Source organism: Novosphingobium sp. ERW19 (assembly GCF_012641315.1).
Lineage (GTDB): Bacteria > Pseudomonadota > Alphaproteobacteria > Sphingomonadales > Sphingomonadaceae > Novosphingobium.
Map to the genome: position 1 here is coordinate 18,735 of NZ_JABAIC010000014.1, position 20,842 is coordinate 39,576.

Annotated in this window: 14 protein-coding genes and 2 pseudogenes; 4 read left to right on the forward strand and 12 right to left on the reverse strand. The window is 61.7% G+C overall.

From position 1 onward, the window contains the following. Nucleotides 1-51 precede the first annotated feature (51 nt). A complete protein-coding gene (locus HGI46_RS19610) occupies nt 52-690 on the forward strand; it encodes a lasso peptide biosynthesis B2 protein (RefSeq protein WP_168905530.1) in 639 nt (212 codons plus the stop codon). A 161-nt stretch (nt 691-851) separates the two neighbouring features. Next, complete coding sequence (locus HGI46_RS19615; RefSeq protein WP_168905531.1) at nt 852-2,426, forward strand: asparagine synthase-related protein; 1,575 nt, start codon at nt 852-854, stop codon at nt 2,424-2,426. A 31-nt stretch (nt 2,427-2,457) separates the two neighbouring features. Here the strand turns inward: HGI46_RS19615 and HGI46_RS19620 are convergent, their stop codons facing one another. The 9 genes and pseudogenes from HGI46_RS19620 to HGI46_RS22265 all read right to left on the reverse strand — a co-directional run. After that, nucleotides 2,458-4,476 carry an Atxe2 family lasso peptide isopeptidase gene (locus HGI46_RS19620; RefSeq protein ID WP_168905532.1) on the reverse strand — a complete coding sequence of 673 codons (2,019 nt, stop codon included), beginning with the start codon at nt 4,474-4,476 and terminating at the stop codon, nt 2,458-2,460. A gap of 125 nt (nt 4,477-4,601) precedes the next feature. Next, a complete protein-coding gene (locus HGI46_RS19625; RefSeq protein ID WP_168905533.1) occupies nt 4,602-7,148 on the reverse strand; it encodes a TonB-dependent receptor in 2,547 nt (848 codons plus the stop codon). A gap of 107 nt (nt 7,149-7,255) precedes the next feature. After that, nucleotides 7,256-8,257 (reverse strand): DUF4880 domain-containing protein, encoded by a 1,002-nt coding sequence (locus HGI46_RS19630; RefSeq protein ID WP_168905534.1) that lies wholly within the window; start codon nt 8,255-8,257, stop codon nt 7,256-7,258. A gap of 10 nt (nt 8,258-8,267) precedes the next feature. After that, entirely contained in the window at nt 8,268-8,798 is a 531-nt protein-coding gene (locus HGI46_RS19635) for a sigma-70 family RNA polymerase sigma factor (RefSeq protein WP_168905535.1), read from the reverse strand. 234 nt (nt 8,799-9,032) lie between these two features. Then, on the reverse strand, nt 9,033-9,644 hold the full coding sequence (locus HGI46_RS19640) for a GntR family transcriptional regulator (RefSeq protein WP_168905536.1): 612 nt from the start codon (nt 9,642-9,644) through the stop codon (nt 9,033-9,035). Next, complete coding sequence (locus HGI46_RS19645; protein WP_168905537.1) at nt 9,641-10,507, reverse strand: phytanoyl-CoA dioxygenase family protein; 867 nt, start codon at nt 10,505-10,507, stop codon at nt 9,641-9,643. The genes HGI46_RS19640 and HGI46_RS19645 overlap by 4 nt, the downstream gene beginning before the upstream one ends. Then, nucleotides 10,504-11,121: an acyl-homoserine-lactone synthase gene (locus HGI46_RS19650; protein ID WP_168905538.1), complete on the reverse strand. Its 618-nt coding sequence runs from the start codon at nt 11,119-11,121 to the stop codon at nt 10,504-10,506. Before HGI46_RS19650 ends, HGI46_RS19645 begins: the two co-directional genes overlap by 4 nt. 109 nt (nt 11,122-11,230) lie before the next feature. Further along, nucleotides 11,231-11,989 carry a LuxR family transcriptional regulator gene (locus HGI46_RS19655; RefSeq protein WP_168905539.1) on the reverse strand — a complete coding sequence of 253 codons (759 nt, stop codon included), beginning with the start codon at nt 11,987-11,989 and terminating at the stop codon, nt 11,231-11,233. A 317-nt stretch (nt 11,990-12,306) separates the two neighbouring features. Then, nucleotides 12,307-12,558: pseudogene (locus HGI46_RS22265) on the reverse strand (IS110 family transposase); the annotation flags it as partial. 48 nt (nt 12,559-12,606) lie between these two features. On the opposite strand from HGI46_RS22265, the pseudogene HGI46_RS19660 reads away from it, so the two are divergent. Then, nucleotides 12,607-13,796: pseudogene (locus HGI46_RS19660) on the forward strand (IS3 family transposase). Nucleotides 13,797-13,978: 182 nt separating this feature from the next. Here the strand turns inward: HGI46_RS19660 and HGI46_RS19665 are convergent. The 3 genes from HGI46_RS19665 to HGI46_RS19675 all read right to left on the reverse strand — a co-directional run bounded on the left by HGI46_RS19665 (nt 13,979) and on the right by HGI46_RS19675 (nt 19,800). After that, nucleotides 13,979-14,749, reverse strand: a complete 771-nt coding sequence (locus tag HGI46_RS19665; protein ID WP_168905540.1) for an SDR family oxidoreductase — start codon at nt 14,747-14,749, stop codon at nt 13,979-13,981. Between the two features lie 77 nt (nt 14,750-14,826). Beyond that, entirely contained in the window at nt 14,827-17,187 is a 2,361-nt protein-coding gene (locus tag HGI46_RS19670) for an arylsulfatase (protein ID WP_168905541.1), read from the reverse strand. 87 nt (nt 17,188-17,274) lie between these two features. Continuing rightward, a complete protein-coding gene (locus HGI46_RS19675; protein ID WP_168905542.1) occupies nt 17,275-19,800 on the reverse strand; it encodes a TonB-dependent receptor in 2,526 nt (841 codons plus the stop codon). Nucleotides 19,801-20,034: 234 nt separating this feature from the next. Here HGI46_RS19675 and HGI46_RS19680 point away from each other — a divergent pair, with 234 nt between their 5' ends. Beyond that, the gene (locus HGI46_RS19680) at nt 20,035-20,769 is read left to right on the forward strand and encodes a TetR/AcrR family transcriptional regulator (protein WP_168905543.1); all 735 of its coding nucleotides are present in this window, start codon (nt 20,035-20,037) and stop codon (nt 20,767-20,769) included. The last annotated feature ends 73 nt before the right edge of the window (nt 20,770-20,842 follow it).

Here is a 20,842-nt window from a genome sequence, read left to right on the forward strand (position 1 = left end):
CTCGGGCGCATGTCCCAGTTTCAGGGCATGCGCCCTTCGGCGCAGTTTCCCATGACCACTCCCCTCCCCGCATTGAGCTTCTGCGTCATCGAAGATACGGCGCTGTTCCTCGATCTGGCTCGCGACCACTACTTCCGGTTGCCGGAAACTGCCAATGCCGCTTTTCTCGCCAGTCTGATCAATGGCGTGGCATTTGCCCCCGCGTTGCATTCAGCAGGACTTGACCAGTTCGTTTCACTCGCTCCACTTCGCGCACAAGGGGGTGGAATCCATCCAGTAGAGGCCGCCGATCTGCAGGGATGCGGCTTCTCGCCTTCCCTGATCGCTCGCGCGCTCTGGGACCAGCGTGCTATCGAGCGCAGGCTGGCCAGACGTGGCTTGCACACGGTTCTGTCAGAGTTGCGTTCAGTGCTGTGCTCGCGGCACGCGCGCAGACCTTTCGGTGCGGAACACGCCGCACTGGTGAAGGCCTTCGAGGACGCTGGGCTTGTTCGAAGCGCAGTCGACCGATGCTTGCCCCGCTCGATCGCGCTTGCGCGCTTGATGGCGAAATCGGACTGCGCTTGTCAGGTCATCATTGGCGTCAAGCTCAGGCCCTTTGCCGCCCATTGCTGGGTGCAGGCTGGTCACCTCCTACTTAACGAAAGCGTGGAAGAGGCGGCACGCTACAAACCGATCCTGATCCTGTGAAACCGGTCCGCTTCCTGTTGACCTGGCCGAAAGCGAGTGCGGGCAACATCGAGCGCATCGCGTTGTCGACCGGTCGACCGTGCCGCGTTCCAAGACCCGATGGTCCTCGACTGTGGGCCGAACACGAGGAGCACGTTCTTGACGCTGGCGAACGCGGCATCGTGATCGGCTATCTCTTCGAGAGGACGACAGGCCGCCACGTGACCCGCTTGCCTCGAGATATCCTGCAGCGTCATGACCCATCAAGCTTCGCGCTATGGCTAACGAGCCAATGTTGGGGCGCCTACGTCGCCTTGCTCGTCGAGGGACTGCACTTGCGCGTTTACCCGGACCCTTCCGGACTGCTCCCAGTGTATCGATCGGAGATCGCCGAGGGTCAGGCTTGCACGAGCGATCTGACGCTGCTCAATTCGCATTGCTCCCCGAAACCCCGTGTTTCCTGGCATGACTTGGCTTCACATCTCCAACGGCCAGATTGGCGCGATCAGCGAACCTGCCTTGCCGGCATCGAAGAACTGCCCGCCGGACAAATGACGTCGTGGACCAACGAAGGCGCAACGTCGGTAGCCGTGTGGCATGCTACCCAATTCATGCCGGACAAAGAGACACAAGCCTTTGACGAATTGGCCGTTGAATTGCGCAATACGGCGCAACGCGTCATGCGAGCGTGGGGAAGCGTATCTGGCCGCCTGCTGGTATCGGCTTCGGGCGGAGTCGATTCCTCGCTGATCGCCGCCGCGCTTGCGACCGTCGGTCAGGACTTCGCTTGCCTGACGATTGCAACGGGCGATCCCAGCGGCGACGAGCGCGTGCCTGTGCGGATGCTTGCCAATGCGTTGGGCGTCGAATGCTTCGAGGCTTGCTACACTCCCGAAAGGGTCGATCTGGCCGCTCCGGTTTCGCTGGGCTTGGCGCGCCCCTCTGGCAAGGCGTTCATGCAGGAAGTCCGGCGCCACGCAATCAAAGCCGCTGGCCGGTCTGGGGCCAGCGCGGTCGTCGATGGCAATGGCGGCGACAATCTGTTCTGCTATCTGCATTCTGCGGCGCCGATCCTCGACCGTTGGCGTAGCGAGGGCCTGTCGCACGGCGCGGCGGCAACTTATCTCGACATGTGTCGGATCGCGCAAACGACCGTGCCGGCCATGGCGCGCGCATTGTCCATGCGGGCGCGCCGCGGAAGTCGGCCTGCGGCATGGGCGGCAGATCGGCGATTGCTGGCAAGCGATGTGCCCGATTTTGGCACCCCCGAGGTGATTGCGGACTTGGCGCAGGCGGTTCCACTCACCCACCCCGGCAAGATCGATCACCTGACATTGCTCCTGCGCACGCAGAACTTCATTCATTCCGCCAGCGGTCCTGCAGACCCGCTGCAGTTCTCACCCTTGATGAGCCAACCCCTTCTTGAGCTGTGTCTGTCGATCCCAACGTGGATCTGGTGCCACGGCGGGATCAACCGGGCGCTGGCCCGTGCTGCCTTCGCGCAAGAACTGCCCGCCGCGGTCGTACGCCGCGTGTCCAAGGCCGGCCCCGACAGTGTCATGCGCGTGATCTTCGCGCACAATCGGACGCTGATCAGGGACATGCTTCTCGGTGGCCTGTTGAGGGCCAACGGACTACTCGATGCAGCCGCGATTGAGCAGGCCATAGCCAGCGACCCACATGGAAAAGAGCCCACCATCTACCGCCTGTTGGATCTTGTCGAAGCCGAAGCCTGGGCGCGCTCATGGCAACCTTGATGTGCAGTGTTTTGCCTCAGTCCGCGTCTGGTTATCCGCAACGCAGGGCCTCGGCTGGAGGCGCGCCGGGCATGGCCTTCCAGCGCTCGTACTGATCACCCTTGTCAGGTGTGCAATCCAGCTCGTGCATCAACCAGAAGCGAAACCAGTCGACCGAACGCTCGTAGATCGCAAGCCGGTGCGCAGGTTGCCATTTGAAATGCGGCTCGTTCTCCAGCACGATCATTTCGATGGCCTTGCCCTGCTTGCGCAAGGCAGCAAAGACATCGAGACCCGCCTCGTATTCGCTGTCGCCGGTCTGGACCAAAATCGGTGCCTCAATCCTGTCCGCGTTGAGTACCAATGACATCGGCTTCCAGAAATCCCGGGCGTCACCCTCGAAGAAGCGGTAGCCCATTTCGCGCCCGAACCTCTCGAAATAGGGGCCTGCTGCGAGCGGATAGGAGATCATATCCTCGCAGCACGCACCCAGGCTCGCGACCTTGAACAGCTTCGAATTGATCAGCGCCCATTGGGTGGTGGACGTCCCGTCGCTGAACCCGCTGATCCCCATCCGGTCGGCATCAACAGCGCCTGTGGCGAGGGCCTGTGCAATGGCCATCTCGAGCGAGGACTGCACGCTTCGGCGATCGAGCCAGTCGGTACGATTGCGCGCCCGCAGTTCCTGCTCGTCCTTTGCCTCCATGACCCAGGCCGGAAAGTCTGGACGGGCAAAGCTCAGCACCGCAAATCCCTTCGCGGCGAGCACCTGGACAGGGACCTCATCACCGGTGCCGCCGCGAAGGAATCCGTCGCTGCCGTACTGGACGACAACGAGGGGGTGCTTCTGCCCTCGCCCGTGATCCGGCGGGAGCACGAGGTCGGCAAAACTTTCCACACCAAAGGTATTGCGAAACCGTAACCGCTGGACCGCGCCGAGTGTGAACCTTGACCAGTCGCGGTTCGGATCGTGGATCAGGCGCTCCCGACCCGTCGCAGGATCAATCGCGACGAGGCGGCGGGGTCGCGCGGCACCCTCGCGCGCGCAGACAAGCTCGGGTCCAGACATCGTGCAGCCGATCAAAGCATCTTCGGTCACGAAAACACGTTTTGGGCGAGGCCAGGACACGTTCCAACGCAGCAAGCCTGTCTGGCTCTGCCCCCATCCGGTCTTCTGCAGCACGTAGAGGTCCCCAGTATTGGCTGCCCACCACAGGTGCCGCGCGCCGTCGCAGAGCGCCGTGTCACAAAGCCGGGTTGCACCGCCTGGCAGTCGCAGGACAAGGCGGGTCGGCGCGATCAGTCGACCGGGGGCCTTGCTCTCTATCCAGGCGGCGCCGCCATCCCCTCTCTTTGTAAAACCCCGCGCCCCGACCGGGATTTCGTCGCCCGGAGTGGCGCGCTGGTTCCCGAAGGCACCGATTTCGGCATCAGTGGCAGGGCGCACAAAACCAGCATCGTCTACCGCGGTATACGACATGACCATCGGCCCTGTGGGCAAGGGACGATCCGCAAACTGCGGCGAGAAGCGATCGTCGAACACAAAACCCGTCCGCGCCTCAGCTCCAATCCGCGCGTTCGTTTCACGCAATGATGGCCGCGTTTGCGCAACGAGTGCCTTCCCGTCTGTGCTCCAGCGAAAGTCCTCGACATCGTCGGGCAGAGCCGTTGCTTGCCTCGCCGGAGCGTTGCCGGCTACGTTCACGGTCCAGACCTGGGTCTGGTCCGAGATACGCTTGAGAAAGGCAATACGCTGGCCATCCGGAGACCAGCGCGGGGTGATGACCTGAGCGTACCCCGCGCCGACAACAGGGAAATTGCGCAAGGCAAAGGTTGCCCGGATGAAAGCGCCGCCGCGGTCGACTTCTCGCGGCGGCGCTCCCTCCCTGGCCAGGCTCGCGACTATCAACTTCTGGCAGAAGGCATTGGCTCGCGGATTGGCCCGGCGCACAAGGAAGGCGATCTGCTTCCCGTCGGGCGATACCCCAAATGGGCTGGTGGACTCGTTGGGATCCGAACGCCCGATATCGGCGACAGTCGCCAAATCGCTTGAAGTGAGCTCGGTCCTCATTTCCTCACCGGGCCCCAAGGCCTCTGATTCAAGCGACAGACAAGGATCGACTGCTTCACCCGTTGCAGGGACGGAAGGCCCAGGCACGACAGCCTGAGCCAACATGAGCGCTGCACTGTTCAGCATCACCACCGCCTCGACAAGCCGAGGGCCACAAATCGGCCAATCGGGGAGTAGTTGGTCGAATCATAGGGCGTGTCGGTCGGCCCCGTCGTGCGAATGATCTGCGGCTTCTTGTTGGCGACGTTGTTGACGACAAGCGAGAGGGCCAGACCTGGTTCGCCATCGGCGCCGGCAATTGCGGTATAACGCAGTGCAAGATCGACTGTCGCTTGTGGTGCAATGCGCACAGGCGCCGCGAAGCGGCGGTCGGCAAGTGCACCGGTGTAATTGACATAGGCCGAGGCCAGAACCTCACGCGACTGGTAAGCGACGCTGCCGCGACCGCGGAACTTCGGCGGATTGAACAGGGTCCCCGCAAGATCGGCCTCGGGCAACGCTGCGTTGACCTGTTGGCCGCTGTCGAGCCACGAGCCGGCAAGATTGGCCGTGAGCGAACGATCCGATCCCAGGTCCTTGCGCCAGCTGAAAGACGCATCGACCCCTTTGATGTGCTGGATGGCGACATTGAGATTGCGATTGTCGACCAGCGCGACGACCGCGGCGGGATCATAGGGGCGGCCCGTAAAGTTCTGCAGACCGAGCTGTGTCCCTTCTATGAGCTGGCTCAGTCGACCTGCAGCGGGATCGCGATCGATCAGGGAAGCGTACGCAGGATCGGTAAAGGCAGCTGCGATCGAACCGGCAATGGGCTGGACAACCCTGTCGCGATAACGGATGTCGAAATAGCTCGCTTCGAAGGTCAGGTTGGGCAAAGCAGCGGGGCTGATCACGAACCCGGCCGTCCACGAACGCGCCCGCTCGGGCTTCAGGACAGGATTGCCGCCGCTGGTATAGAGAACCGTCTGAGCGCCTGTGCCGGCGCCGAAGGCTGCGGCAGGCAGGAGGTAGGCCTGGTACCCGACATATTGTTGGTACAGCGTCGGCGCCTTGAACGAACGCGCCCACGAGGCCTTCAAGGTGACGTCGCGCACTGGCGCGTAGATCAGGCCGAGACGCGGCGTCGCAACGTGCGCCATGCCCGGGTAGTCTTCGTAGCGCATGGCGGCTGACAGGCTGAGCCGGTTGATTCCGGCGATGCCATTTTCCGAGGCAACAAAGGGCAGGAACACTTCCCCGAATCCATAGACGCTGTGGCGCGACACATCGAAGGCCTGTGCCAGCGTCCCTCCGACAACCCGCGTGAAGCTCATGCCATTATCGCGATAACCGCCGCCGATGGCGAGGCGAGCGGGACCACCAGCCAGCGCGAAGAGTGGGCCGGTGGCATTGACTTCTGCCGAAGTGGCATCGTTGCAGTAGCAACCCTGGGTTACCGTGGGCGTGCTACCCGAGGGGGTGAAGGTCGTATGGTAGCGAGTGCGGTCGCGCCCGAAGGCTCCCAGGAGCTTGATGTTCCAGTCACCTCCTGCTTCCAATCGCAGCTCTGGAGCGATGGAAAACGTGGTGACCCGCGGCGCGAACAGATAGCGCGAAGATGCGGTACCGCCGATCGTACGCGATGTCCGCCTGGAATAGAGCACATCCATGCTGAAAGTGAGGCGCTCACCCAAATCCTGGTAAAGCGTCATCAGCGCGGCGTGCCGTCTTTGCTCTGGGTACAACGACGCCCGGGTGTCGAGCGAGGATGCGTAATTGCGCTGGTCGGCAGAGATGGCGGAATTGTGCGCATAGTCGTAAGCAAGCATGACGCCGCCGGTGGACCAATGCGTGCCGCCCACGACATCGGCTTGCTGGCGAAAATAGCCGCCATCGGTTGCGGCACCGACCTGCGCTGACGTTGCAAGGCCGCTGTAGTTACGCCGCAGGATCACGTTGACGACACCGGCTACGGCATCCGAACCATAGAGGGCCGAGGCACCATCGGGCACGACTTCGATGCGCTCGAGCGCCGCAACCGGTATGGCGGAGATATCGACGCCACCAAAAGCCGAATCGTAGGGCAGCCTGTGGCCGTTGAGCAGCGTCAGGGTTGCGTCTGGTCCGAGGCCTCGCAGATTCGCGCTCGCTGCCGAGTTGACGTTTGTGTTGATCAGGCCCGCACCTGTTCCGACCCCCGGGTTCTGGCCACCGGCAAAGTTTTGCGGGATCGCACGTAGGGCTTCGCCAGTATCGGTCTGCCCAGCAGCGACGATGGTCTCGCGCGATAACCTGATCACCGGCGCTGCCACTTCGGCACCACGGATCAAGGACCCCGTGACGACAATCGGCGCATCGGCATCAGCGGGGAGTGCGGCCTTGTCGGGCATGGTAATGACGATCGTGCGGTTCGAGAAACTTGCCCGCAGCCCGGTTCCTGACAGAAGCCTGGTTACGGCGTGCTCGACTGTCATGGTGCCGCGCAAGGGCTCGACCCGACGGCTGCTGACGGCCTCGGCCGGAGCATAGACCTGCCACCCTGCCCTGGCAGCTACAGCCATGAGCGCTGCACCGAGATCAGTCTCGGAAATCTCGAAATCATAGCGTGCCTCTTGCGCCGCAGCGGGCATGGCCGTCAGAAGGATGCATGCGCCGCCAAGTAAGCTGGCAAGCCGTCGGGGTGAGCAGGTCATCGATAGTTCCCTCATTCTCGTTGACCCGGTTGCGCGAGAGCAGCCGGGCGATAAGGGCAATGACGTCGGGGTCTGCAGGGACCCTAGTTGCAATTGCAAATATTTCCTCAGGGTCGATCGATATAGAATCCGTCGGGGCGTTCCGTGATCGTCAGGGTGAATACGCGCCCCAGGTTCAGGGCGACCGCGGATGGATCTACGATCCGGAAGCGGCCGGAAATGCGAAGGCTGCCAAGGGCAGGATCCGAAAGAATGATGGGCTTTCCGGCGTAGCGGTTTACGGTATGCACGAGGTCGGACAAAGGGACACTGCGATACTGAACCCACCCTTGCGGCCAGTCTCGCTCATCCGCAGCATAGCGCGGCCGCAGCGGCTCGGCCCTGCCTCGCGCAAGCTGCACTGCCCGGCCGACAGGAAGCGGCTCGCCGCTGACGAAGTAGGCTGCACTTTGCATGACGGGCCGCGTTCTGGCTTCGCCCGCATAGAGCTGCACAGACGGCGCATCTTCACCGCGCAAGCTCACGTCGAAGATGCCGTTTCGCGAGGTCATCTCGCTGTCGCCCACACGCACCAACCATTCAGTGGTGCTGCCGCGAAACCGCAACTGGGCACGTCCCTTGACCACGGTGACGACCGGATCCCCGTCCTGGTTCTCGAGGCGCACTTCAGTCGCAGAATCCAGCGCGAGGCTTGCACCCTGCGCGAGTTGCACCGTGCGCATTGTGCCATGGTCGGTCGCGAACGTGGTGGCACGCCCATCTGACGCCCGCTGCTGTAAATTGAGTAGAGGTCCCCAGGCAGCCCCCGCGACAAGGGTGACAGCGACACTTGCGGCAAGTGCGACCGGGACCCACGAGCGGGCATCCCGACGGACACGCGGCAGCGGACGATGCCGCTGGTCGGCCGACGTCTTGAGAACCTCCGCTCCTTCGAATGTGGCAGCTACCTGCTCAAACGCCGCCCGGTTCAATTCGCTTGCGTCGCGCCATTTCTCGAATTTGGCACGGTGTCGATCTGGATCAGGCCCCCGCAATATGACAAACCAGAGCGCGGCCTCGTCGGTAGCGACCGCGTTGCGTTCGCTGTCGGCTCCCCCCTCACCACTCATCGCTGAAGGCTCACCTGTGCACTGCGAGACGTTTGGCAAGATGTGCAAGCGCCTTTGACATGTGATATTCGACCCCCGCAGGGGTGAGGCCTGTGGCCAGAGCTATCTCCTGATAGGTCAGCTCATCCACCCGATGCATCAGGAATATGTCGCGCGTCCTCGTCGGCAGTGCCACCAGTGCCGTCTCGTAGCGTAACTGCAACTGGGCAGCTTCAAGGAGCGCTGCCTGATCGGCAAGATCGGGCGAATGCTGCGCTTCGTCGAACTGGACTTGCGGCCCTCGCCGCTTTCGGACACGCAACGTGTCAATCAAGAGGTTCTGGGCAATCCGCCAGAGATAGCCTGCGGGGTTCTCCAGGCGCTCACTCTGACTTTTGCCCAAGGCCCTGACAAAGACATCCTGGACCAGGTCTGCGGATGCGTCTGGCCCTGCCTTCCAATCGAAGTAGCGCTTCAACCTGGCCTGCTCTTCGCGGTACGCCTGGTCGAGCGTGCTGTCGCGTGGCGACGTCAGCGCAGGCGAAAATCTGGTAGGAGACACCTTGGCACCGAAGCCGGCATGATCCTGGCAGCCCGGCAAGGTCGTTGCCGACTGCGTTTGGAGTCAGGTCTGTGCCGGCCTCACGTGGCGATGACCGACCACCGGTCCATCAGGACAGGCGTGCTTGATGCCTGGCGGAATTGTAGTCCGGGCAGCTATGCCAGCTGTTCGTGCTGCCTAAACAGAAGATGGCGCGATTGTAGGGACTTGGCAATAGTCGATGACCAATCGGCGTCAGCTTCTGGTCGGATGAGCTTGCTGTAACATTGCAACGAGGCGTGGCGCCGCAGAAATCCGGCGCTGATGATAACGCCGCATCGCAACCGCAGTTTGCCGACTGGGTGAGTTTATCAACATGGCCTCGAGATCTGCGACTTCCTGTTTAGCGTCGCGCAAGACCTCGGCCTCGATCCGCCGGAAAGGATGAAGGCGATCATTGAGCGACTCTATTGCGTCCGTCAGAGCCTCGTTGCGCGCGGCGGCGGCGATGTAGCTGAACACTGCGCGCGAGCGCAGAGCCAGGTCGACGCTGCCGCTTGGGATTTCAGTTTGTTCGGCGTGCCCCATACGCTTCATTGCAAGGCGAACCAACACAAGGTTGAGCTCGAGCAGTTCGCGAAGATCGAAAGTGCAGAGCCGCGGCACATGGAAGCCGAAACCTGGCCGCAGGTCCACTAAGCGCTCGCCAACAAGTCGATTGAGACTGTCGCGAACCGGGGTCATGCTTACGCCTACCAGGTCGGCGATCCGTACGCTCTCAAGGCGAGAGCCTGGTGGCCAGGCTCCATCCAGCAACTTTTGCTTGATGGACGCGTATGTCGGTTCGAGGACATGCGCCGGGCTCATCGCTGTGCCCCCTGCCCCCGCGCGAATTCCGAGAGCATTGTAGCCTGGTCGGGTCGCAATGCATCCACGGCGCCGATCGGGCCCCGCCTGGCGCGACTGAGCAGCACGGAAGGGCATTGCCCTTCGTAATTCCCAAGATTGGGGCGGTGCTGGGCATAGCCGACAAGCGCCGCGAGTTCTGGCGAGAATGTCCTTGCGACCTTTGGCGGATAGGCCAGCCACATGTTTTCGTAAGGCTTGAGCCAACCCAGACTGTACCCGACGACGACGGCGCGCCTGACACCGGCAGATCTGTTCGGGCCGGCGCTATGCAGCGTCGAGCCCAGAAAGCAGATGGCTGAACCGGGTTCGCACTGCGTGATGACGGGCTCTGGAAGCTCTGCGAAACTCCTTGGCGGATTTCGATGCGTACCAGGGTAGATCCGGGTGGCACCGTTTTCAGGCGTGAAGGGATCCAGGGGCCAGATCACGTTCAGGAGATATTCGTGTGCGCCCTTCACGCCGGCCCACATGTCCTGATCGCAGTGAGGGAATTGCTCGAGTTCGCCAGGATGGATTGCGATGGCCTGGGCGACGTTGAGCTGGATTCTGTCACAGGCGGAACCCAGCAGTGCTTGAGCCAGGGCCAGCACCGTTGGCTCCATGACGATTTCCGGAGCGCGGGACGATCGACGCAGCAGGCTGCCGAAGCGCTTGGTCCGATAGCCGTAGAAATGACCCTGGCCGAACGGGGTGGCTCTGAACGCGTCCTCCAGGTCGTGAGCCAGATCGGACAAAGTCTGTGGCGGAAGAAGCTGCGGGATGACGCAGTAGCCTTGCGCCATCAACGCATTGAGCCATGGCTCGATTGTGACGGGCGTCATGCCGCTCCTCCCGTCGCAGCAGGCATTTCGATAGTCGGCTCGGCAAAGCAGCCAGCCTGCTTGACCCCTGCGAGCGTATGCCCGTCGACGCTGATATGCAGCCCGACGAGCTTTTGCCCATCATGGGTTACGGGGTCTCCAAGCGCCCGGCACTGCCACCCGAATCTCCGGATTTGCCGATACCAGGCAAGGCCAGCGACACCTGTATAATCCGTGATGCCGTTCCTCAGCGCATATTGGACCAGGGCGGTGACGAGCTCGTTGCGCGCGACCTTGCGCTCGGCAGCAGTCAGCCGCGGGTCTAGGCAGAAGCGGGTTATTTCCCGTGTCGTGGGACCGCACGGAATTGGGCCAGGGCATAGCACCGGAAACATGTCGCGCAGGATGTGGGGGGCGTCGGTGCGCAGCAGCCTGGTCGAAGCGCGGTGCTCACCGTTCTCATCGAGCAGGATCAGGTAATCGGCATGCTGGTTGTCGAATTGATCAACCTCGTACTTGCCGGCAAGGACTGGCAGGTCCCAGCGCAAGAGGTCAATAAATACCCGCTTACGCGCGGAAAACATGGTGCGAAAGGCGTGGGCTTCATTCGCTGCGGGGTCAGTGAGGTTGGGCATGGTGCGATCTCCAGGTTGGGATGGCGCATCCAAACAGCGAGCGGACCTTCGCGGTATTCCCAGATCTGGGAATGGCGGGAGCCGTAATACGCCCTTCCCGGCGATCCCTTTACTCGAGGAGGTTGTTCCACCAACGCAGGAGGTCCGGAAAGCTGATCAGGCCGTCATAGAGTGCGCAGAGGATGAGCGTCTGGCCACAGTGGACGTTGTAGCGTTCTCGGGCATCCTTGAGGTGCTTGCGGACCGTAAACTCCGTTACGCCCATGATGATCGCGGTCTCTGCAGCTGTCTTTCCTCTGGCCGACCACAACACGCATTCGCGTTGCCTGTCCGACAGGGCTGGCTTGCAGTGGTATTGGCCCAGCCCTGCCAACCCGCGCGCTGCCGCTATCGCGATGGCCCCAAGCAATTCAGCCACTTCCAACCGTTCGCGGGGGAGTTCAGAGCCAGGACCGACCACGAAAGAGCAAGAGCCGGTGCCTTCGCCAGGAATGTGGCGCGGCACGGTGTATCCATCGGCTACCCCGACTTCACGGCCAACAGCCAGCATGCGATGGTCGCCAATTGTCAAGGGGATCAGTTTGGCGAGGTTTCGCCATTCAAAGCCCAACAGCGCTCGATCACAGGCACGGCGTACCGGATCCTGCCCGGCAAGGTCGAACGAGACATACACTTCGGCCCATTCTGCTGGGTAGTTGTGCATGAGGACCGATTTGCGTTCCTCGAATCGAACTCGTGGTTCGTAGGCTAATGCAAAGTGATCGAACCCGAGTTCTCGAGCGACATGTGAGAGGCAGTCCGACAAGAAGATTGGCGTTTTCGCTTCGATCAGGTGGGGTCCAAATTCGCGAACGATCGATAGAGGCATGCCTGACAATCGGCACCCGAGACGTATCCCAACCCGTCAAGGATGAACCGCCCTGAAAAGCCTGGGCGCTGTTTCCATGCCAGCGCTTGCGGCTGTTTCATCAACGCGCTTGGCAAATTAGCGCCGAGCCCGTGTCCATTTTGAGTTATCTACCGGCACTGATCAACGCAAAAAGGCCTGAAGGATCGTCAACACCCGCTTGAATTTGAAATGTCCGCAAGCATCCTCACTTACATAATTTATAGACCCACGTCCGCGGCAGTGACGTCCCGCGCGTCGGCTATGGGCGCGCTGGAATTATTGAGGCGAGGTCGGCGTCACGCGGGAGCGCCGGCCAAGTTGTTGAATGGCTCTCCCGTTTTCAGCATGCTGTGCATGAAGACTGCCAACTTGCGGGCTACCGCAACCGCAGCGCGTTTAATGCCAAGGCGCTCTCGGAGCTTGAGTCCCCAGTCCTTGAGGCGGCTGTCATGCCGAGACGTGGTTCTCGTGAGCATAATCACCGCTATCTCATAAAGAAGGCTGCGCAGGTAAAGGTGGTCTGAAGAATCTGGACATCGGGATAAGTGGATTTTCTGCCTGACGGCGGCCAGAATGGCGGCATGACAGGAGACGAGATGAGCAGACGACCCCGCCGGAACCACAGCCCGGCGTTCAGGCGAAGGTGGCACTGGCCGCCGTGAAGGGAGAGAAGACGCTGGCCGAACTGGCGCAGCAGTTCGACGTGCATCCCAATCAGATCACGACCTGGCGCACGCAGTTGCTTGAAGGTGCAGCAGGCGTATTCGGTTCAGAGAGCGCCTCAGAGAGCGCCTCAGAGTCCGCCGAGCCAGCGGTCGATGTGAAGACGCTGCATGCCAAGATCGGCGAGTTAACGCTGGCGAACGATTTCTTGGCCGGCGCGCTCGGGAGCGCAGGCGACGGATGATCCGGGGGATCATCCCAAAGCCGAGCCGGTCTGTTGCCGAGCGCAAGGCGATGATCGATCGTTCGCATAACCTGCCCGTAGTGCGACAGGCGCGGGAATTGGGAATCAGCCGTGGCAGTGTCTATTACCTGCCCAAGCCGGTTTGCGCGGCCGATCTGGCCATTATGCGGCGCATGGACGAATTGCACCTGGAGTTCTCGTTCGCGGGCAGCCGAATGCTGCGCGATCTGCTCCAGCAGGAAGGCATTGAGATCGGTCGTCAACACGTCGCCCACGCTGATGAAGAAAATGGCGATCGAGGCGATTTACCGCCGTCCAAAGACTTCGAAGCCGGCGCCGGGACACAGGATTTACCTGTATCTGCTGCGCAAACTGCCGATTGTGCGGCCGAACCAAGTCTGGGCAACCGATATCAGTTATGTGCCGATGGCCAAGGGATTCGTCTATCTCGCGGCCATTGTGGATTGGTTCAGCCGCAAGGTCCTGGCCTAGCGGGTGTCGATTACGATGGAGGCCGACTTCTGCGTCGACGCGCTGGAGGAGGCTCTGGCGCGCTATGGCAAACCGGAGATTTTCAACACCGATCAGGGCAGCCAATTCACCAGTCACGCCTTCACCAGCGTGCTGCACCGTGAGGAGATCGCTATCAGTATGGTCGGCCGGGGCGCATGGCGCGACAATGTCGTCGTCGAGCGGCTTTGGCGCTCGGTGAACTACGAGGAGGTTTATCTCCACGCCTACGCCGCAGTCAGCGAGGCCCGGGCCTCGATCGGCCGCTATTTCAACTTTTACAACACCAGGAGGCCGCATTCGAGCCTTGGCACCCAGACTCCGGACCAGGCATATTTTGACAACCTGCCCATGGCGATGGCAGCATGAATTCGGCCGCCGATATTGGGCGTCACTCCGGTCGGGCTACGCCCTCCCTGCATGACACCCAATATCGGCAATCCCAGGAAACAACCGGCAGACGATCCACTTATCGAGCTCCGATCCCTGTTCAGACCAACCCGGCCACTTCTAGCCATGTTCGACGCGCTCCAGATCCGCGCCCGCCCTACTCAGTATTTGTAGGACTGGCCACCGTCGATCGGGATGGTGGCGCCGTTGATGAACGGGGCCTCGCCCGAGAGCAGGAACGCGACGAGTGCGGCGACTTCCTCGGGACGACCGAAGCGCTTCATCGGGTTGACCGAGACGAACTGCCGCCCGGCCTCTTCCCAATTGTCACCGCCGATCTGGCGCAGCGAACCCTCGACCATCGCCGTCATGATCGCACCGGGAGCAATGGCGTTGATCTGCACGCCATACTGGCCGTACTCGACCGCCGAGTTGCGGGTGAGGCCGACGACGCCGTGCTTGGCCGCGGCATAGCCGCTCTGGTTGCCGACGCCGCGGATGCCGCCGACCGATGCCGTGTTGACTATCGCCCCGAAGCCCTGTTCGCGCATGACCTTGAGCACTGCGGCCATGCCGAAGAACACGCCATCGAGGTTGATCGAGATGACGCGATGGAACTCCTCGGCGCCAAAGTTCTCGGTGAGGTTCTGGCGGCCCTCGATCCCGGCATTGTTGAAGAAGCCGTCGATCCGGCCGAATTCAGCCACGGTGTCATCAACATAGGCCTGCACTTGCGCTACGTCGGCAACGTCAGCCTTGATCAGCTTGTTCCGCGTGCCGTCCGGCATGCTCGCCCGTGTGGCCTCGAGCCAGTCCTCGCGCAGGTCGACCAGCGCAAGCGTGGCCCCTTCTTTCGCTAATCGCTGCACCGTCGCCAGCCCGAGCCCGGAGCCGGCGCCCGTCACGATCACGACCTTGTCCTTGAAGCGCATGTCCTCTTCCCTCTTGCGATTTATCGGCCCAGCCTATCGCAGCTTCATGCCTCGGCGAACCGGTACATTGCGCAGGTTCACTTTATCGAAACGCGCACTTCGCTGATCTGACCCGTAAAAGCGCTGTCCTGAACGCTGTAGTCCGGGCTGACCGCGCTGATGCGATCGAGGCCGATGTCGAGGCCTTCGGTGTGAGAGAGCCAGCCTGCCACCGTGCGCCCCAACCTGCCCGAACCAACGGCCTTGCCATCGACGTAGAGCGTCAGCGTGCCCGGCGTGCCCGGTGTTGCCGTGTCGGCGGCGAATTCGGCGGACAGGGTGTGTTGGCCATCCGCAAGCGGACTGTCAGCGGCAACGGTGAAGTTGTCCGCGCCCACCGCGTTGTAGTGGAACACCGGCTTACCGTCCTTCAGATAGAAGGAGTAGCCGCCAAAGCGCCCTCCTTGCGCGATCATCACGCCCTTTGTGCTGCTGCCGGCGGTGACGTCGGCATCGATGCGGAAGCTTTTGCCGATAGTATGCGGCGCTGCATCCTCGGCAATCGTCGCGGCACCGGGGCGATAGGTGAAGCTGGAGCGATAAGCGCCGAGTGAAGGCCGACCCTGCGTTCCTTGGCTGTAGTCATGGATCGGCAGGATGTTGTTCCGGGCCGCTTCTGCCCAGAACAGGTCCTGCATTTCCCTGAGCTTTGCAGGGTCCTTCCTGGCGAGGTCCTTGGCCGTCGTGAAATCGGCGTCCAGATTGAACAGCGACCATTCGCGCTGATCCGGCCCGACCGTCAGCTTGCGATCGCCAGCAGCGCCTGCTTCCCACGCGGCACGCTTCGGCAGCGTACCGGCCATCCAGCCGTCCTTGTAGATGCCGAAGTTCTCCATCATCTCGTAGATCTGCATACGGCGGGCGGACGGCGCGGAGCCCTGCTGGAAGGTATAGGCGAGGCTGATGCCGTCAACCGGCTGCTGTGCGACGCCCTTCACCACTTCCGGCGACTTGATCCCGACCGCATCCAGCACCGTCGGCGCGATATCGCTGACATGGGCATACTGCGAGCGCAGGGCACCCTTCTCGGTTATGCGCTTGGGCCAGGAGACGACCATGCCATTGCGTACGCCGCCAGCCTGCGAGGCGACCTGCTTCCACCACGGGAAGGGCGAATTGGTCGCCCAGGCCCATGCTGCGGGGAAGTGGTTGTAGAGCTTGGGCCCACCGATGTCGTCGATGTGCTCCATCTTCTCGGCCATGGTTTCCTTGCGGCCGGTGATGCTCGACTGCTCATATAGCAGGCCTTCCGGCCCACCCTCGGCGCTGCTGCCGTTGTCGCCCTGAATGTATATGATCAGGGTATTGTCGAGTTCTCCGGTCTCGCGGATCGCGTCGATCAACCGGCCGGTCTGGAAGTCCGAGTAGGATACGCTTGCCGCATAGGCCTCCATCAGCCGTGCGTAGAGCTTCTTCTGGTCGGCGTTCAGCGAACTCCACGCTGGCAGCGAGGCCGGGCGCGGGGACAGCTGCGAGTTTGCCGGGACGATGCCCATGCGCTTCTGGCGGACGAAAGTCTCCTCCCGCACCTTGTCCCAGCCCTGGTCGAACTTGCCCTTGAACTTGTCGAGCCATTCCTTCGGCGCGTGGTGCGGCGTGTGCGCGATGCCAGGCGCATAGTAAATGAAGAAGGGCTTGTCGGGCGCGGCAGCCTGCTGCGTGCGCATCCACTTGATCGCGTGATCCGCCATGTCCTTCTCGAAGAAGTAGTCCGGATCATCGTGCGGCGGCTCAACCGGCAGCGTGTTCTCGATGATGCTCGGCTGCCACTGCGAGGTATCGGCCGAGAGGAAGCCGTAGAAGTATTCGAAGCCGAGCCCGGTCGGCCACTGGTTGAACGGTCCGGCTGCGCTCGTCTGCCACTCTGGGGTGAGGTGGTTCTTGCCGAACATGGCGGTGTTGAAGCCGTTTTCCTTGAGGACTTCGGCGACCGTCGCGGCGGACTCAGGGATCACCGACGTATAGCCGTCATACCCGGTGGGAATGTTGGTGACATTGCCCATGTTGACGTTCTGGGGCAGCCGGCCGGTCAGCAACGATGCGCGCGTTGGCGAGCAAAGAGCGGTCGTGTTGAACCGGTTGTAACGCAGACCGACCTGGGCAAGTGCATCGAAAGTCGCGGTAGGCACCGGGCCGCCAAAGGCGCTGGTCACGCCGAAGCCGACGTCGTCGGTCAGGATGACGAGCACATTGGGCGCCCCCTTCGGCGCCTGCGGCTGCGAGGGCCAGGCCGGTGCATGGGTTTCCTGCACGGTCTTGCCAACCTTCCCGGCCAGCGGGTCGGTGGCTGCATCCTGGGCGAGTGCGAACGATGGGGCGATGAGAGCGGCGAGGGCGGTCGCACCGCAGAGCTGGCGCTTGCAGGCGGACAAACGGAGAGCTGAACGGAGTGCGCGCATCGCGGGAACCTCTTCGCGTGAAATCTGACAAAAAAGCCCCGGTCGCGCCGACTCCATGGAAGGACGCGCGACCGGGCAGGGAGGATCTCAGTACTTGAAGGTGGCCAGGAGCATGACCGTGCGCGGCAACCCGGCATAGCCAACCTGGTCTGCGAGGACTCCGGCCAAGGTTCCGGTCCCGGAACCCGTATTGGGGGCATCGATTCCGCCGACAGCGAAGAACTTGTTGGTCAGGTTCTTCCCGATGAGCGCAACCTGCCAGCGATCGTCCTCGGACGAGAGGCGGATCGTCCCATCGACGGTCAGATAGCTGTTCTGGCGCGAAGCAGGAGTTCCGAAGGCGGAGGCAATGTAGGAGCTCGAATAGCGAGCGTCGGAAGAAAGACCGACTTTCATTCCGCTGCTGATGCCAGCTTCATAATTGAAGCCAAATGTCGCCGTCCACTCGGGTGCATTAGCGGTAGGAAGGCCTTTCAGGTTCTGCCGGTTGGCTATCGTGTCGGTCGCCGAGTTGAACGGCCGGCTTGTCCCGTTTGCCGAGCCGTCGTTCACGTAGACCAGATTGCAACCCGCAGTCCGCGTCTGACCCGCATAGCACGGTGCCAAAGGCGCATCACCGTACCGGGCCTTATTGTAATTCACGATCGCGTGGAGGTTGAGTCCGTCGATCGCACGCGGGGCGAATTCCAACTCCAGCTCAACGCCCTTCGACGTGGCAGAGCCCGCGTTGATGGTCGTGAACGCGAAGATGTCCGACCGCAGGAAGTCCAGCTGCAGGTTGGTGTACTTGAAGTGATAAGCCGAGAGGTTGAGCTTGAGCTGGCGATCAAGCAGCAATGTCTTGATCCCGGCTTCGAAACCCCTCGCCTTCTCGGGCGAGAATTCGAAGTCGGCAAGGCTGGCGTTGGGGCTCAGGATACCCGAGTTGGAGAACCCGCCGGACTTGTAGGCGGTTCGATAGCCGGCATAGATGTTTATGTCCGGTGTCGGCTTGAAGCTGATCGTTGCCTCCGGTGACCAGTCGTCGAAGGTCAAGTCCGAACGGATCGTCACGCCCGGCAAGAAGATGCCTTGAGTTACGCGTATCGGGTGAGAATATGGCTGCAGGAAGTAGCTGTTCTTGGTCTCGTGGGTGTAGCGGACGCCGCCGGTAACCTCGATCTGGTCGGTCGGCTTGATGATCGCCTGTCCAAAGGCAGCGAAGGTTTCACCGTCGGTCTGGCTGTCCTTGCTGTTGGCAAGATAGCGCTGGAAGGGTTGCGGGGCCTGGCTGTTCTCAAGCCCACCAGATGCGGTCCACGCGAGGTAGTTGCGCTTGGTCTTCTGATAGTATGCACCGACCATGCCGTTAAACACGCCGTCGAACGAAGTCGTCGCACGAAGCTCTTCGGAAAACGCATGGAACGTCGACCATTCGGTGGCGTTCACGCCTGCCGGACCTGACCGCGAGACTACGTCACCATCGAGCTGAAACACGTTCCTGTTCCAGTTGTAGTTCGTCACCGAGTTGATCGTCACATTGTCGAGCTGATACTCGAGAGCGGCATTGATCGCCCAGCTCTTGTACTGGTTGCCCAGCGAGCCGTCCCTGTTCGCATAGGGCGTGATTGCGGCAATAGCCGCAGGGAACTTGTTGGCCGAGGATTGGAAAGTCCGCGCGCAAGGAATGGCCGGATTGCCGGCCGACTTGCCGGTCGGGCAATTGTAGAGCACCGCACCTGCACCCGGGTTGTTGTTGCGGTTATCGCCGTAGTTGGCTTTGAGCGTGGCGCTAAAGTCCGAGGTGGGCTGCCATTTAACCGTGCCGCGGACGTAGAATTCCTTGCCGCGGCCATCGCCGGCAGGATCGACCGAGTGGTTCGTCGGCGCAACAACTTGCGAGGTCGATGTGCGATCAGTGGTCGGGTAGATCTGCGTCGTGCCGAGTTGCTTGAAGTAGCCGCGGTCGGACTTCGTGCCGCGGACAGCGATGCGCACGCCGAGCGTTTCACTGAGCGGTGCCGAAACGATGGCTTCGCCGACAATCTGGCGCGCCTTGAATTCATATCCGGCGCGAGCAATCACTTCCAGCCTGTCGCCCGGATCAGCCGTGGTGATTGAGACCACGCCCGCCGTAGCGTTCTTGCCGAAGAACAGCGCCTGCGGACCCTTCAGGATCTCGAGGCGCCCGAGGTCGAAGAAGCCCTCGTTTATGGTGCGTCCCTGGCCGTAATAGGCACCATCGACAATGACGGCCACGGACTGCTCAAGACCGATCGAGGTCGAGTTCGAGCCGATGCCACGCATCACCAGCGTCGCACCCGCACCGCTCGGCGCACGGCCGATCGAGAACGATGGGGTCGCAACGGACACGCGCTCAAGGCTCGTCAGATCGTAGCGATTGAGAGTTTCTGCAGAGATTGCCGTGACGGACACCGGCACCTGCTGGGTGGTTTCGGTGCGCTTGCGGGCCGTGACCACGATGTCCTGGATGCCACCCTGCTCGGCCTCGCCGGCCTGTGCCTGGCCCGTGGACGCTTCCTGCCCGAACGCAGGCATGGCCAGCATGAGAGCGGAGCTGCTCATCAGCATGGCGATACCGCCGCGCGCAAATCCTTGTTTCGTTGCGATCATGTCACTCCCCTCTACCCAAACGAACCGGCGCGACTCGTGATCGCTGCTCTTGTCCTACTATGGCCACACGCGGAAATGTAACGCACCTGACTTTTATGTGAGCAGGAGAAAAGGCATGACCGCGCTTTATGACCGTGGGATTAAGCGAAAGTTAGCCGAAAAGCTAACTCGCATGCGTTAGGGTATCTATCAAACAGCTTGGCAGCCTAACGCGCGTGCGTTATCCATTCTGGAATGGCTGAAGCTGAAATCGTCGAGACAAACGAAACTGCCGACAGCAAGGTGCAGTTGATCCTCGCGGGCGAAAAGCTCTTTGCCGAACGGGGTGTCGAAGGCGCTTCCCTGCGCGAGATTGCCAGTGCGGCCGGACACGGCAACAACAATGCCGTTCGCTATCACTTCGGGTCGAAGCAGGGGCTGATCCAGGCGATCTTTCGCCACCGGGTCATGCAGATGGAGCCCGTGCGCGCAAAGATGCTCGCAGAGCTCGAACAACGCGGCCTGGAGAGCGACGCGCGGGCACTCATGGAAGTTCTTACTCTGCCGTACTTCACGCTCCGCTCGGCCGATGGCACATTCTCCTATCCTGATTTCATGCTCCAATACCTGTTGTATCATCGCCCGCGCGGCGTGCGGCATACCGCAGACGAAGCCGGAGCCCTGTCCCCCGCGCTCAATCGTGCGCAACAGTTGCTCCGTGAAAGAATTCGCTACCTCGATGCCGAAATTGCCGACCGTCGCATTCTTCATGCGATGCTGACCTTCGTCACCGCGGTCATTGGTGCGGAGAATGTTCTTCCACGCTTGGCAGAGGCCAGCTACCGATCCTTGATCGATGACACCCTGAACCAGATCGTGGCCGCACTGGTGCTACAGCTTCAGAATTCTTCAGCCAGCTTTCTCCACAGCGACCGGGTCGAAAGCAAATGGCTCAGCATGTTAGCAGTTTCCGGAAGGTCGACCACATAACCCGCGCGTAGGTTTGGAGCGTGGCAGATAATCGTGACCCGATAGCTATTGAAAGCATGCCGGGATGACTCCT